This window comes from Vibrio sp. 10N.286.49.E11 (assembly GCF_041469505.1).
Taxonomy (GTDB): Bacteria; Pseudomonadota; Gammaproteobacteria; order Enterobacterales; family Vibrionaceae; genus Vibrio; species Vibrio crassostreae_C.
This window is the reverse complement of record NZ_JBFRKQ010000061.1, coordinates 18,300-33,216: the sequence shown is the minus strand read 5'-3', so window position 1 is coordinate 33,216 and position 14,917 is coordinate 18,300. Positions and strand designations below refer to the sequence as shown.

Here is a 14,917-nt window from a genome sequence, read left to right as displayed (position 1 = left end):
CGAGATGAGAGATACGAAGAGCGGAATTATCCGCTCTTTTTTGTCTCTCATAGCACGTGTCGCTAATTTGCTTTTAATCTTTTCGCATCTCGTCACTCGAATCCCGCATCTGCTTTTAATCCTGTTCTTTAGCCTGCTTCTCAATTGCCTTCACCATGCCTTTAAAAATAAACAGGTGGGCTGGCATCATAGCAAACCAATACAGTAACCCTAGAAACCCCTTTGGATGCCACCAAGCCGAGATATTCAGCTCGCGAGAGTCACCGTGGTCAGAGACAGTAATCTCGAGTCGCCCTAAACCGGGGCCTTTCATACCGAAAAGCAGAGATAAAAACTGATTCTCTTCACAGCGAATGACCTTCCATGAATCGATTTTGTCACCGACTTTTAGGTTGGGCCCTTCTGGCATTTGTCGAACCGGTACACCGCCACCGAAAAGAACATCCAACCATTCGCGTGTGCGCCATAAAGTGTTAGCAAAGAAGTAACCTTGCTTCGGGCTTCCGATTTGCTGAGCAACATGCCAAAGCGATTCCAATGAAGCGCTTGAGGTGATACTTGCGCCTGTTTTCTTCGGGTAATAGCCATACCCAGCTTGCCAGCGTTTGAATGCGGTTTTATCAAAGCCCCATACATTGCTTTTGACAAAGTTTCCTTCAGCGTGAATGGCTTGTTCAACCATATTTTCGAACGAGATAAGCTTTTGAGGGTACTTTTCTCTAATGATGGTCGAACTGGCGATGAAGTCGTGCTTTAAGCCTGCAAGTAGTGCTCTACCTATGTTAGACGGTACAGAAGTCACCACGCCTAACCAATATGAAGCAATCTTTGGTGTCAGTAGCGATGTCGCCCATAGCCTGAGTGGACGATCGGCGGTTTTGGCAATATGAGCAAATTGGTTTCGGTAAGAGACAATATCCGGCCCGCCAACCTCAAAGGTTTGGCTTTCGCTAGGCGTGTCTTGTGCGAGTTTTAGTAAATAGTGGTTCAGGTTCTGCAAAGCAATCGGGTTGGCTTTAGAGTCAACCCATTTTGGCGCAATCATAATCGGCAAGTTGTACACGAAATCTCGCATGATCTCGAATGCCGCAGATCCTGGGCCAATGATCACGCCAGCTTGAAGTTCGGTAACGGGTACAGGCCCTTTACGAAGCAATTCGCCGGTTTTCTTTCTCGCTTGAAGGTGCTCTGAATCACCAGTCTGAGGCTGTAAAGAACTCAGGTAGATGACGTGTTGATTCTTTGGCCCAAGAGCAGAAACAAAGTTACGGGCTAAGTTCAGCTCATAATCGATAAAGTCGTGGCCTTCCGCCATGCCATGGACGAGAAAGAAGATAAGATCAAAGTCGGGGACTAAGGCTTGTGTCGCAGCTTGATCGGCCAGATCAAGATACTCAAGCAATAAGCTTTCGTGAGGCTCGGTCCGTGCCTTTAAATAGTCGATATGCCTTGCTGCTGCCGTAACTTGATAGCCTTGCTCAAGCAGGAGAGGGAGGAGTTGCGAACCAACATATCCAGAAGCGCCTAAAACCAGTACTTTCTTCATTGTTACTCCATTTATATCTGTGGTTAAAAACCGAACATTGATATAATAGCGCGATATTTATCTTTATTCATCAATACGTTCCGTTTAGGTATCTCTCTATGTTGCTCTCTTCAATTATTCATCACACACGAGGTGATTTTGTTCGCAGGCTTATTGCGATTGCACTGCCCATCACCTTGCAGAGCATTATGTTTTCAAGCCGAGGCTTGGTGGATGTATTGATGTTGGGCCAACTTGGCGAAGCAGACATTGCAGCTGTGGGGGTGGCGAGCCGAGCGATGTTCGTGACGACCATTATGCTGGTGGGTGTTACCACGGGCGGTGCTCTTCTTACTGCTCAATATTGGGGCGCGGGTAACAGACAAGGTGTGAGAGAAAGCACTGCGCTGACGTGGCTGGTGTCGACACTGTTTGCTTTACTGACTATCGCGTTTTTCGTTTCATTTCCTGCACAAATCATGGGCGTGACGACCGACTCTCAAGAGGTCATCAACTTAGGCGTTGAATACATCGTAATTACGTCATTTAGCATGCTAGCGGTATCGTGTGTCAGCAGTATGGCTGTGGGTTTGAGAGCGATGCACAAACCCGGGCTAAGTACATTTTTCAGCGGTATCGGCATCCTGTCTAACGTGTTCTTAAACTGGGTGCTGATCTTCGGTAACTTAGGCTTTCCTGCGCTTGGAATCAAAGGTGCGGCGATTGCGACGGTACTGAGTGGCGCGATTGAAGTCGCGACTTTGTTTGGTTATCTCTATTTCTCTAAGCATTTATTAGCATTTAAGTTTTGCGATATTAAAGCGGCAGCTTCGATTGATAAGGTGATTCGCTTCTTGAAGCTGTCTCTGCCGACCACGTTTAACTTCTTAGCATGGGCGGGTGGTTTGTTTGCTTACCACGCGATCATGGGGCAATCGGGCGTTCAAGGTCTGGCTGCGCTATCGGTCATGACGCCGGTTGAATCTATCTCATTGAGTTTATTGATTGGCCTTTCGAATGCGGCAGCTGTTTTGGTGGGTAATCAACTTGGTGCGAAAAACAATGAAGCGGTTTACTATCAAGCGCTTGGCTTAACAATTTTGTGTTTCTTAACTAGTATTGTTGTAGCCGTTTTTCTCTATTTCGTTCAAACGCCAATACTTAATGCCTTTAGCGCACTGACGGAAGAAACCAGAGCCCTCTCAGAGAAGTTCATTCTGATCCTCTGTGTGGGTATTGTCATTCGCTCGGTGCCATTGACTGTGATCGTTGGGGTGTTGAGAGCGGGTGGTGATGTGAATTTCTGCCTCTATCAAGATTTGATTGCTCAGTGGGTGATCGGTATCCCATTGGCAGCCATCGCGGCTATCTATTTTAAGTTTCCACCTGAGTGGGTATATCTGCTTTTCCTAACGGAAGAAGTCCTCAAGTGGGGCGGGTCGCTCTATCGCATGAAAACAAGAAAATGGATTAAAAACTTGATAGGAAGTTGAAGTAGGGCGCACCAATCGCATCACTTTATCGTTGGCGTGTGATCTATCTTTCAAAATACTTCCTCCTAACAGGGAATTAGTGTAGATTCTCCTTCCAAATTCTAACTAATGCGAGCTGTTTAATGTTAAAGCTGTCAGACCTATGTAAAGGCTATGTCGATGGGGGGGAGTTTCACCCTGTTTTGCAAGGTGCTGAATTAACATTAAACCAAGGTGACCAGCTGGCATTAATGGGAGAAAGCGGTTCAGGTAAAAGTACTTTACTGAATCTTATCGCGGGCTTAGACCTAGCGGACTCAGGTGAAATCGCTTTTCCTCACTTCAATATGCACGACTCAACCGAGCGTGACCGCACCGCTTATCGCAGAAACAACATTGGCCATATTTTTCAGCAATTCAACTTACTGCCAACGTTAAATATTGCCGATAACATCCGTTTTTGCCGCCAGTTAAAAGGCTTACCTGAAGACAAAGGTCTCTGGAGACAGATTCTCTCTGCTTTAGATCTTATGCCTTTACTTGGCCGTTACCCTGAAGAAGCGTCTGGTGGCCAACAACAACGTGCGGCCATTGCGCGTGCGCTGTATATGGAACCAAAAATATTGCTGGCCGATGAGCCGACCGGTAGTTTAGATGAGCGTAATGCAGAAGCGGTAATGCGTTTGCTGACCTCTTTGGCTCGTCAATTAGAATGTACGTTGCTGTTGGTAACACACAGTGAAAAAGTAGCTCTGCATATGGATGGTAGGATCCGTCTGCAAGGAGGGCAACTGCATGTTATGGCCCGTAGTTAAGGCACTACTCGGTCACTATCGACGTTACCCACTGCAGATTATTTTGGTATGGCTTGGTTTAACCCTCGGCGTATCACTTTTGGTTGGTGTTACTGCTATCAACCAACACGCCAAGCAAAGCTATGCGCATGGCGAAAAACTCTTTTCGAATCCTCTTCCTTACCGTATTCGACCAAAACACAACGCCAATAAAATCCCGCAAGGCTTTTATATCCAACTTCGCCGTGAAGGTTTTCAACAGTGTTCTCCTCTTGATCACCATCGTATCACTGATGAAAATGGCGCAAACTTCATGGTTGTCGGTATAGATCCTGTTTCTATGCTTCAGCTACAACCTGGTATAGCGTTAAAAGATCTCACCGCTTTGAACCTCATGAAGCCACCATATCCAATCCTTGTCAGTGATGATCTTGCTGAACACATGGAATGGCACAACGGTGATTACATCCCTTTGATGGATGGTTCTGAACTTGGTCCTGTGGTTGTTGATCAAAATAATATGATTAATGGTACAAGGTTGATTGCGGATATCTCCTTGCTCCGAATGCTTAAACGCAGTGCTGGGCTTTCAGTGATTGCTTGTTCAGACATGCCCACTGAGAAGTTTGAACGTCTTAAAAATATGTTACCTAATGGTTTGACGATCTCTCGTAGCTCTAAGGCAGAGCTTGAGTCGCTGACCAGTGCGTTCCACTTAAACCTAAAAGCGATGGGTATGCTGTCGTTTGTGGTTGGCTTGTTCATTTTCTATCAAGCAATGTCGCTTTCTTTTATTCAGCGTCAACCGTTAGTCGGGATTTTAAGACAAACGGGTGTGTCTGGTTGGCAACTGACTAAAGCGCTCTGTTTAGAGTTACTGCTATTGGTTTTACTGAGCTGGATATGCGGCAATGTATTTGGCGTGATGCTAGCAAACCAATTGTTACCTGCCGTATCTTCAAGCTTGGGCGATTTATACGACGCTAACGTCGGCTTAACGATCGACTGGAATTGGCGTTGGAGTGGTTACAGCTTACTGATGGCATTGATTGGTGCTTTCTTAGCGTGTGCGTGGCCACTGGTTCGTTTACTTAAGTCTCAACCGATTCGTCTGTCTTCTCGTTTGTCTTTGATGCGTTTTGCGGGTACCGAGTTCACTTGGCAAGCGTTGATTGGCTGTGGCTTCTTGGTTGCTGCTGTTGCTGTGTATCAAGCCCCTCAGACTCAAGAAACGGGTTTTGCGATTATCGCGCTAATGCTGATCAGTGTGGCGCTATTTACCCCGTTTTTGATGTGGAAGTTATTTAACAGCCTCTCTTATTCGTTGCGCTGGGTTCGTGCTCGCTGGTTCTTTGCTGATGCAGCTTCCAGTATGAGCTACCGTGGCGTGGCGACGATGGCGTTTATGTTAGCCTTAACAGCCAATATTGGTGTAGAAACCATGGTCGGTAGCTTTAGAGATACCACTGATAAATGGCTAACACAGCGTTTGGCTGCCGATCTGTATATCTACCCAACCAACAATGCCGCTGCTCGTATGAGTAATTGGTTATCTGACCAACCTGAAGTGGATTCGGTTTGGTGGCGTTGGGAGAAAGATGTGGCGTCTCCAGTCGGTAGTATTCAGGTGGTCAGTACGGGGCCTTCTGAAGGTGAGCTAGAAGCGCTGACGATCAAATTAGGTATTCCGAATTACTGGTATCACTTACATCACTCTAAAGGCGTGTTGATCAGTGAATCGATGTCTCTCAAGCTGGGGATTCGCCCTGGCGACTACATTGACCTCTATGATAGTCTCGGCTCTGGTTGGCAGGTTGTCGGTGTTTATTACGATTACGGTAATCCTTACCATCAAGTCATGATGTCGCATCGAAACTGGCTGTATGGCTTTGCAGGGCGGGGTAATGTCGGCCTTGGGGTAATACTCAAAGACGATGTGAATTCATTAGGGCTTCGCAGCCGATTAGAAAGCGTATTCAGGCTTGGCTCCGAGCGCGTTTTCGATAACAACAACATCCACAGTCAAGCGATGCGGGTGTTCGATAGGACGTTCGCGATTGCAGATACATTAGGTAACATCACCTTGGTTATCGCCGTCTTCGGTATTTTCTTTGCGACGGTTGCGGGAGAAGTGTCTCGCCAAAGGCATATTTCCTTGCAGCGCTGTTTGGGTGTCTCGGCGAAAGAACTGATCCTGACAGGTAGTTTGCAGTTGTTTGTGTTTGGGCTTATTTCCTCCTTAATTGCGATTCCGCTCGGATTAGCGCTAGCGAGCCTAATTGTTGATATCGTGATAAAGCAGTCTTTTGGGTGGTCACTTGAGTTACAAGTGATTCCTTGGGACTATTTGCAGACATTTGCATGGGCCATGGCAGCATTGATGCTAGCTGGTGCTTTACCAGTGATGAGAATGATTCGGAACACTCCGATGAAGTCACTGAGGGATGCGCTTTAGTATGTTTTTACGGAATACTTCAACTAAGTTAAGACAACGAATTCTGTCTTCTCTGCTATTAATCAGTTTCTTCGGCATCTTTTTAAGTGTTTGGGGTTATTACTCCTATTTCATCGATCCTGGTGAAAAGGGCGTGAATGAAGTTAACTCAATATTGGTTAATGAACACTTCAATGTGTTCGAACCTGTTTTGCCAGACCGTAATGTTTCGCTACCACAAGATTTTAAGTTCCACCCAGAGTTTCAGCACGAGTGGTGGCATTACTTTGCATCTTTGAAAGGTGATGATGGTAAAGACTATTCGGTCCAGTGGAGCTTTTTCCGTATCGCAACGGACGAACGTGAAACACCAGGGTGGCAAAGCCCTCAAGTCTATATCTCAAATGTAGTGGTCTCTTCTAAGTCCAAAGTATGGAAAGAACAGCGCATGGCTCGTGGCGGCATTGGCCAAGCGGGAATGACTAATCGTCCATTCAGGCTTTGGATTGATAACTGGAACTGGCGTGCACTCGGCAACACCCCATTCCCAGGACGCCTTCAAGTGCAAACAGACACGTTTGGACTTGAACTCGACACCATTGCAAAAGGGCCCTATGTGCTCAACGGCGATAACGGTTATCAGAAAAAGCACGACTTATTACCTGTCGCGTCTTATAACTTCAGCGCTCCATTTTTATCGTTGAGTGGTGTGTTGAACCTAGACGGCGTTACCAAGGAAGTGGAAGGAACTGCGTGGGTACATAAAGAGTGGGGCAGTGGCTTACTTGGAGTGGGCCAACAAGGTTGGGATTGGTTTGTATTTAACCTCGATGACGGCACAGCGCTGAGCATTAACCGCTATCGTCATAACCAACAGTTGCCTTACATATTCGGGACATTAGCAACGCGCTCAGGCAAAGTTTACCAATTAACGGAATCCGACATTTCCATTCAACCATTGCAAAATACAACGTTGATGAATGGAAGACGGATGCCTTTGCAGTGGATCATTAACGTCCCTAAGCATGATATTAACCTCACAACGCGTATTATACGCAGGGATATGTGGCTTCCATTTGTCATACCATATTGGGAAGGGCCGATTAAGGCGAGCGGGAGTCATGAAGCGACAGGCTTTATGCAGTTAACTGGCTACTAAAAAACACCTAAGGCTATAATTTGATAGCCTTTTTTTATGCCTGCGCCTTTTAGCGTCCCCCAATGAATTGTGCATACAGGTTCGATGCTCTCATCTATACTTAATTCATGGTGCATAACAACATTATGGAATATACGACGTATTGTTTAGTATTTGTAGGAAAAACCGAAGTTAAACATCCGAAGAAGTGATTATCTATCAATTAAACTTGGATATAAACTCGTGGTTATTCTTTGTTATTCGTTTATTTAAATAATAAATATAAGGGCGAAATCATGACCGACGTCATCCGTGACTTCTTTAAAATGGAATCTGCTGGCGGCATCATACTAGTCATCGCTGCGGCGATCGCAATGTTTGTAGCAAACTCACCACTGAACGAAATGTACCAAGGTGTACTTCACAGTTACGTTCTTGGTATGTCTGTGTCTCACTGGATTAACGATGGCTTAATGGCTGTCTTCTTCCTTCTAATCGGCTTAGAAGTTAAGCGCGAACTTTTAGAAGGCGCATTAAAGTCTAAAGAGACAGCAATCTTCCCAGCTATCGCAGCTGTGGGTGGTATGTTAGCTCCTGCACTTATTTACGTGCTATTTAACTCAAGTAACCCTGAAGCGCTTCAAGGTTGGGCTATCCCAGCAGCGACTGATATCGCATTCGCATTGGGTATCATGGCTCTTCTTGGTAACCGTGTACCGGTAAGCTTGAAGGTATTCCTGCTAGCACTGGCAATTATCGATGACCTAGGTGTTGTTGTTATCATTGCTCTGTTCTACTCAGGCGACCTATCAACACTTGCACTTACAGTTGGCTTCATCGCGACTGGTGTGTTGTTCATGCTAAACAACAAGCATGTGACTAAGCTGAGTGTTTATCTCATTGTTGGTGCAATTCTGTGGTTCGCAGTATTGAAGTCTGGTGTTCATGCAACGCTGGCTGGTGTAGTAATTGGTTTTGCTATCCCACTGAAAGGTAATAAAGGTGAACATTCTCCGCTGAAGCATCTAGAACATGCTCTGCACCCATACGTCGCTTTTGCAATCTTGCCAGTCTTTGCTTTTGCAAACGCAGGTATTTCATTGGAAGGTATCTCAATCTCAAGCCTAACAGGTATGCTACCGCTTGGTATCGCTATGGGTCTATTGATTGGTAAGCCTCTTGGTATCTTTGCATTCAGCTGGGGTGCGGTGAAATTGGGTGTTGCTAAGCTCCCTGAAGGTGTGAACTTTATGAACATCTTCGCAGTATCTGTCCTGTGTGGTATTGGTTTTACAATGTCTATCTTTATTTCATCACTAGCATTTGGCCCAACGAATGTAGAGTTTGACACACTAGCTCGACTAGGCATCCTGATGGGATCTACAACAGCTGCAATTCTAGGTTACTTCCTGCTAAGCGTTTCTTTACCGAAAACAGCAAAGCAACAAGAAGTAAAACTATAATCAGCGGTAGGCTCGTTTAACGGCGAGCCTATTCACTGATTAACAAGCTAACTTCTGAGTAGCAAGACGAGTCACAGAATCATCCTCCCCGATTCATGTGACAGCAAAGAACAAAAAAGCCGTGATAGGGGTTCCTATCTCGGCTTTATTGATCCTAACTGCTAGTATTTTTAGTTTGGTTAGTTATTGATGATCTAAAACTCCTAGATTCAACTCATTATTTTGATCGGCATGAATTGCGGATCGTTTTGGATGACCAGAGTGACAGTGTCATGTTATTTTTCTAGCGTGGTAAATATGGTCCACTCCTCGACGATCTGCTCATTCAGCCCGACAACCGTTGCTGTTACTCGACGGTTCAGTGCATGAGAAGTAGCATCGTTGCCATCGCTCTCTAAGCGGTTTTCACCGTAACCGACAACTCTTACTCGGCTCGGGTCTATACCATTCGACAATAATTCATCTTCAACGTGGTGAGCGCGCTTCTTTGATAACTCTAAGTTGTATTCACTCGCGCCGACTTTACTGGCGTAACCTTGAATTTCTATCGATGCACTTTGGTAGGTTTCTAAGAACTCAGCCATGGTAGTTATTTGATCTGAGAAGATAGGGTTAACTTCATAGGAGTCATTGGCGAAAAGGATGTTCAGCCGTCTGACTTCTTGCGAGCTAACCGTCTCTCCACAGCCTTCGTTGTCTACCAGAGACGACTCTGGTGTGCCAGGACAGGTGTCTCGTGCATTGACCACACCATCGTTATCATCGTCTTGCAGGTCAGAAATTTGCTCCGCTTCTGGCGTTTCTATGTAGGGCTCTTCATTTTGGCTAGAGCATGCACATAGCGTTATCGTTAATGCGGAAAGTAATAAATAAGGTCTCTTCATCATTAATACTCCACTGCCGTTGTCCACTCGTCTGGAATGTCGACCAGTAGAGCGTTCAATAGAGAGCCTGTCGCGTTCATTACACGGTATTTAGCGTACTGTTCAGAGTAATGCGCATCTAAGTAATCTTTGCGGGCTTCAAACAATTCGTTTTCAGTGTTAAGCAGATCAAGTAGCGTACGTTTGCCGATTCGATATTGTTTCTCATAAGCGATAACGGTTTCTGACGCCGAATCCACGTGATCAGACAAGAAGTTCTTTTGTTGTAACGTCAGATCCAATGCACTCCAAGAGAGGCGAAGGCCTTCTTCAACTTGTCGATAAGCACGATCTCTTAGATCTTTTGCTTTATTGAGTTGGTAAGCTGCAGCTTCTGAATTAGCACTATCGGTACCACCGTTGTAGAGGTTGTATCGCATTCTCAACATTGCCAAAGTCTCTTGGCTCGAACCTTCATCGCCTCCAGCATCATCTCGCCATGATTGAGATGCCTCGATAGAGAACGTCGGGTAGTTAACCCCTTTTGATTGTTTGTACTGGAAGTGCGCTGAATCGACATCTGCAGTCGCGACTTTGATGACTGGGTGTTGGTCCAGAGCATCAACAAGCGCGTCTGATAATGACAGAGGAATCATAGAAATATCGGCTCTTGGGTAGACCAAGCCAAGCGGTTCTTGACCCACTATTCTTCTAAATTGAGTGTGGGTATCAATTAGGTTGTTCTGTGCGGCTAATAAATTGCCGTGCGCTTTTGCAATCCTAGCTTCTACTTGAGATACATCTGCGGTTGAGCCTATGCCTGAGGCTGCTCGTTTTTTGATGTCTTTATAGATTTTCTTGTGGATAGCAAGGTTACTTTCCGAAAGGGCTAAAACTTCAGTTGCTTTGACTGCATCCAGGTAGATCTGTGTGACCTCTAGCGCTTTGTCTTCGGCATCCGCGAGTAATTGTAAGCGAACCGATTCCGCTTCTGCGGCAGTACGGTCAATATCATTGAGAGTCGACGAACCATCCCACAACAACTGAGTGAGGGATATGGTGGCTTCCTTTCGTGTGAGATCGGTATCAGGACCGTTGTTTGGCGCAGGGTTTATGCCTTCATAGCCAATACCAGCATCCAGGTCGATACTAGGTCTATAAGCACCACCTGCGGCGTCATTTCGTTTCCGTACACTCACAAACTCATTAAAGATACTCTTTATCTCAGGGTTTGTAGCCAAGGTAATGGCTACGGCCTGTTCTAAAGTTTGAGCAGAGAGTGGAGCTGCAATAACTAAGCAACACATAATAGGTAATTTCAACAGTCTCAAAGTAGGTCTCCTTCTACTTTTAAAAGCTCCCGCCGCTTCCCAACAAGCGTTTAACTACTTAATTGAGAAGGGTATTAAACGAAGCTTAGGACATCTGCTAGAAATTGCTAAGTTTGTTGGCTTTATTTCGAATGTAAGTCTCTATCGCTATTGATTAATTTATCAGTTGTGACAGGTGGCAAGCTTCGAGTAGATGTGTTGAAAATAAATGCAAGGCTAGAATTCGGCTTGGGCAGAGATTGGTAAACGTTGGTTAGGAGGTTGTTTGAAATACGTATCTCAGTGATAGCAATGTGCCAAGCGTGGTAGTTCGATTTTTAGTAAAAAATGACAATATAAAAAGAATCGATCGCGCTGTTTAGTTTGTAGTTGTAGCTGTGAAGAAGGGTAAGTAAGGTTTCACCCTAAACAACAAACAAAAAAAAGCCCAAACCAACACGGTTTGGGCGGATACAAGTATAGGAGTTAATAAGGAAAATGCAGTAATTAAGAAAGCAGTGAGAAGAACAAGTTTGACGGCCTGTTAAACTTCTAAATACGCTGTTTTCTACCTAATTTAGGACTCTCCATTTCCATTTCAGTTCCAAGAAAATTCATTATTTTTTTCTTTTTTTATAAACACACAGCGATTCAATCGGTTAGTGCTGAGTTTTATTAACTGGTACGACCAATTTGTGAAAATGTGATGTTGCTTGCTTGTTAAATAAATGTACAAAGCGTATATTTCAAACAGTTGTTTAATACGAGTGATTGAAATGGCACCAAGAAGTACAACCAAAGACAAAATCTTAGATGTGGCTGAAGGCTTATTTGCTGAGCACGGTTTTAATGACACCTCTTTACGTACGATTACGAGTAAAGCGAATGTCAACTTAGCTTCAGTGAACTATCACTTTGGCGATAAGAAGACTCTGGTTCGTGCGGTACTCAATCGTTACTTAGAAGCATTTATGCCAGCACTGCAAGATGCATTAGTGAACTTAAACTTGAACGAAACGTATTCTATGAGTGACGTGTTTGAGTCGTTGAGACAGCCACTAAGAGCACTTAATGATGTTAGGCCAAATGGTACAAGCCGATTCATGTTACTTATCGGCAGAGGCTATACGGATGTGCAAGGACACTTGCGTTGGTTCATTACTACTCGCTACAGCGAAGTACTTTCTTTGTTTACGACATCTGTAATGAAGGCGAATCCGAACCTCACTCAAGAACAGTTATTTTGGCGATTACACTTCACCCTAGGGACTTGTGTATTCACCATGGCATCAAGTCAGGCTCTGGTAGAAATTGCAGAGAATGACTATGACAGAAAGATAGATGCTAAGGCAGTGGTCGATATTCTTATTCCATATTTAGCCGCTGGCATGTCAGCAGAAGAATAAAACAATAAAAAGCGAAACATTCACAACCAATATAGTGAACAAAAGGATCTGAACTATGAGCTCTCTAAGACAAAAATGGGTAAGTGACCCAGCTTTTAAACTCTTTAAAAAAGTACTACCACCACTATCTAGCACCGAGAAAGAAGCGATGGAAGCGGGTAGCGTGTGGTGGGACGGAGAGCTGTTTTCTGGTAAACCAGATTTCACTAAGCTGCACCAATACCCAAAACCTCAGCTGACAGCAGAAGAGCAATCGTTCATGGATAATGAGCTTGAAACCTTGCTCGCTATGCTTGATGACCACCAAATTGTAAAAGAAGATCGAGACCTTCCTGAAGAGGTGTGGAACTTCTTACGCAAAGAGCGTTTCTTTTCGCTAATTATTGCGAAAGAGTATGGCGGTCGTGAATTCTCAGCACACGCTAACTCAACTATCGTAACTAAGATTGCGACTCGCAGTATCAGTACTGCGGTTTCAGTAATGGTTCCAAACTCTCTTGGTCCTGGTGAGCTGCTGTCTCACTACGGCACTCAAGACCAAAAAGACTACTGGCTACCTCGTCTTGCTGACGGTACAGATATCCCATGTTTCGCACTAACAGGCCCAGAAGCGGGTTCTGATGCGGGTGGTATCCCTGATGTCGGTACTGTGTGCATGGGCATGCACGAAGGTAAAGAGACGCTAGGTATCAAGCTTAACTGGAACAAACGCTACATTACACTAGCACCAGTGGCGACGGTACTTGGTCTGGCTTTCAAACTGCACGATCCAGAAAAGCTACTGGGTGACAAAGAAGACATCGGTATCACTTGTGCGCTAATCCCGGCTGACCACGAAGGTGTTGTGATTGGTGAGCGTCATGACCCACTTGGTCTTGCGTTTATGAATGGTCCAACACGCGGTCACGATGTATTTATTCCTATGGAATGGTTAATCGGTGGTGCCGATTACGCAGGTAAAGGCTGGCGTATGCTGGTGGAATGTCTGTCTGCAGGTCGTGGTATCTCATTACCCGCACTTGGCACGGCGATGGGCCACCTAACGGCGAAAACGACCGGCGCATACGCTTATGTTCGTAAGCAGTTCGGTATGTCGATTGGTAAGTTTGAAGGAGTTGCAGAGAGTTTAGGTCGTATTGGTGGCTTAACGTATCTACTAGAAGCGACTCGTACACTAACAACTACTTCACTCGATATGAAAGAGAAGCCGGGTATCGTTACGGCTATCGCGAAATATCACATGACAGAAATGGCGCGTACTATCCTGAATGATTCAATGGATATCCACTCTGGTCGTGCAATTCAAGATGGTCCAATGAACTACTTAGCTGCGCCTTACCTAGGTATTCCAGTTGCTATCACAGTAGAAGGTGCGAACATCTTAACTCGTAACCTGATGATCTTCGGTCAAGGTGCGACACGTTGTCACCCATACGTGCTAAGCGAAATGGAAGCGGCAGCAAACCCAGATGAGAAGCAAGGTGCGAAGGATTTCGATAACTTGTTGTTCAAGCATATCTCTCACGCAACTAAGAACACGTTTGGTGCGTTCGGTGCGGCATTGACAGGCTCTAAGTTCATTAAAGCGGATATGAGCGGTCCAACGAAGCCTTACTACCAAGACTTAACTCGCTTGAGCCGTGCGCTTGCAGTGAGTGCGGATTTCGCAATGCTTACACTAGGTGGCGAACTGAAACGTAAAGAGCTTATCTCTGCACGTCTAGGTGATGGTCTAAGTTACCTATACATGGCGTCTGCAGCGCTTAAGAAGTATGAAGATGAAGGTCGTCAACAAGCTGACCTAGACTACGTACACTACGCGGTTCAACACTGTTTCCATAACGCGGCTAAATCGCTACAAGAAGCGTACAGAAACTTCCCGAACAAGATGGTAGGTAAAGTACTTAAAGGTCTAGTTTTCCCTGTCGGTAACCACTTTGAAAAACCAAGTGATAATCTAACGGTACAACTGGCAGAAAGCTTGATGACTCCGGGTGCACACCGTGAACGTCTAACTCACCTTTGCTACATAGGCAAAGAAGAAGAGGATAGTGTTGGCCTAATGGAGAATGCGTTCAATGCGATGTACAGCATCAAGCCTCTCGAACGTAAGATCTTCAAAGCAGTGAAAGAGGGCAAAGTGGCTCGTAAAGGTCTATTGCAAGATAAACTTGCTCAAGCACTGGCGGCAGATGTTCTTACTCAAGACGAAGTTGACCAAATCATTGCAGCAGACAAACTTCGCTACGCAGCGATTCAAGTTGACCACTTCAGTCATGATTACAGTGAAACTTTGACGCGAAAAGAGTTAAAACCTAAGCTAAATAGCGTTGCTTAGATAAATAAATGACAAAAGGCACCTTATTAGGTGCCTTTTTTTGTTTTTGTCGTAGAAGTCGCAATAGACGCGTTAACAAATGGTGACTTAGTCAGCAAATATTCGCTGAGTGCTCCAACCACTTGCATTTTCACCACATTTTTACAGAAATTAGATGCCATTTGCGTACGAAAC

At 45.1% G+C, this 14,917-nt stretch carries 10 protein-coding genes; 7 read left to right on the top strand and 3 right to left on the bottom strand.

Translation table 11 applies throughout. From position 1 onward, the window contains the following. Positions 1 to 115 precede the first annotated feature (115 nt). On the bottom strand, positions 116 to 1,546 hold the full coding sequence (locus AB4167_RS14895) for a DUF2867 domain-containing protein (RefSeq protein ID WP_372104065.1): 1,431 nt from the start codon (positions 1,544 to 1,546) through the stop codon (positions 116 to 118). Positions 1,547 to 1,644: 98 nt separating this feature from the next. On the opposite strand from AB4167_RS14895, the gene AB4167_RS14890 reads away from it, so the two are divergent. From AB4167_RS14890 to nhaA, 5 genes are all read left to right on the top strand, one after another. After that, positions 1,645 to 3,018: an MATE family efflux transporter gene (locus AB4167_RS14890; RefSeq protein ID WP_372136699.1), complete on the top strand. Its 1,374-nt coding sequence runs from the start codon at positions 1,645 to 1,647 to the stop codon at positions 3,016 to 3,018. Positions 3,019 to 3,140: 122 nt separating this feature from the next. Continuing rightward, entirely contained in the window at positions 3,141 to 3,812 is a 672-nt protein-coding gene (locus AB4167_RS14885) for an ABC transporter ATP-binding protein (RefSeq protein WP_017060385.1), read from the top strand. Next, positions 3,793 to 6,246: an ABC transporter permease gene (locus AB4167_RS14880; protein ID WP_137001714.1), complete on the top strand. Its 2,454-nt coding sequence runs from the start codon at positions 3,793 to 3,795 to the stop codon at positions 6,244 to 6,246. The genes AB4167_RS14885 and AB4167_RS14880 overlap by 20 nt, the downstream gene beginning before the upstream one ends. Continuing rightward, a complete protein-coding gene (locus AB4167_RS14875) occupies positions 6,236 to 7,384 on the top strand; it encodes a lipocalin-like domain-containing protein (protein WP_017068753.1) in 1,149 nt (382 codons plus the stop codon). The genes AB4167_RS14880 and AB4167_RS14875 overlap by 11 nt, the downstream gene beginning before the upstream one ends. Positions 7,385 to 7,659: 275 nt before the next feature. Further along, complete coding sequence (nhaA, locus tag AB4167_RS14870; RefSeq protein WP_010441484.1) at positions 7,660 to 8,826, top strand: Na+/H+ antiporter NhaA; 1,167 nt, start codon at positions 7,660 to 7,662, stop codon at positions 8,824 to 8,826. A 275-nt stretch (positions 8,827 to 9,101) separates the two neighbouring features. On the opposite strand, the gene AB4167_RS14865 is transcribed toward nhaA, so the two are convergent. Together AB4167_RS14865 and AB4167_RS14860 are read right to left on the bottom strand one after the other, a co-directional pair. After that, a complete protein-coding gene (locus AB4167_RS14865) occupies positions 9,102 to 9,713 on the bottom strand; it encodes an OmpA family protein (protein WP_136978082.1) in 612 nt (203 codons plus the stop codon). Further along, positions 9,713 to 11,020, bottom strand: coding sequence for a TolC family outer membrane protein (locus AB4167_RS14860; RefSeq protein WP_372136698.1), 1,308 nt, complete (start codon positions 11,018 to 11,020; stop codon positions 9,713 to 9,715). The genes AB4167_RS14865 and AB4167_RS14860 overlap by 1 nt, the downstream gene beginning before the upstream one ends. A 755-nt stretch (positions 11,021 to 11,775) precedes the next feature. Between AB4167_RS14860 and AB4167_RS14855 the strand changes: the two genes are divergently transcribed. Both AB4167_RS14855 and AB4167_RS14850 read left to right on the top strand, forming a co-directional pair. Next, on the top strand, positions 11,776 to 12,405 hold the full coding sequence (locus AB4167_RS14855; protein WP_017065403.1) for a TetR/AcrR family transcriptional regulator: 630 nt from the start codon (positions 11,776 to 11,778) through the stop codon (positions 12,403 to 12,405). A 55-nt stretch (positions 12,406 to 12,460) separates the two neighbouring features. Continuing rightward, complete coding sequence (locus AB4167_RS14850) at positions 12,461 to 14,743, top strand: acyl-CoA dehydrogenase (protein WP_017071963.1); 2,283 nt, start codon at positions 12,461 to 12,463, stop codon at positions 14,741 to 14,743. Positions 14,744 to 14,917 lie beyond the last annotated feature (174 nt).

What these genes read in the sequence shown, in the direction of transcription:
- AB4167_RS14895 (WP_372104065.1), bottom strand. Translation starts at nt 1,546, where the DNA reads ATGAAGAAAGTACTGGTTTTAGGCGCTTCTGGATATGTTGGTTCGCAA.
- AB4167_RS14890 (WP_372136699.1), top strand. Translation starts at nt 1,645, where the DNA reads ATGTTGCTCTCTTCAATTATTCATCACACACGAGGTGATTTTGTTCGC.
- AB4167_RS14885 (WP_017060385.1), top strand. Translation starts at nt 3,141, where the DNA reads ATGTTAAAGCTGTCAGACCTATGTAAAGGCTATGTCGATGGGGGGGAG.
- AB4167_RS14880 (WP_137001714.1), top strand. Translation starts at nt 3,793, where the DNA reads ATGTTATGGCCCGTAGTTAAGGCACTACTCGGTCACTATCGACGTTAC.
- AB4167_RS14875 (WP_017068753.1), top strand. Translation starts at nt 6,236, where the DNA reads ATGCGCTTTAGTATGTTTTTACGGAATACTTCAACTAAGTTAAGACAA.
- nhaA (WP_010441484.1), top strand. Translation starts at nt 7,660, where the DNA reads ATGACCGACGTCATCCGTGACTTCTTTAAAATGGAATCTGCTGGCGGC.
- AB4167_RS14865 (WP_136978082.1), bottom strand. Translation starts at nt 9,713, where the DNA reads ATGATGAAGAGACCTTATTTATTACTTTCCGCATTAACGATAACGCTA.
- AB4167_RS14855 (WP_017065403.1), top strand. Translation starts at nt 11,776, where the DNA reads ATGGCACCAAGAAGTACAACCAAAGACAAAATCTTAGATGTGGCTGAA.
- AB4167_RS14850 (WP_017071963.1), top strand. Translation starts at nt 12,461, where the DNA reads ATGAGCTCTCTAAGACAAAAATGGGTAAGTGACCCAGCTTTTAAACTC.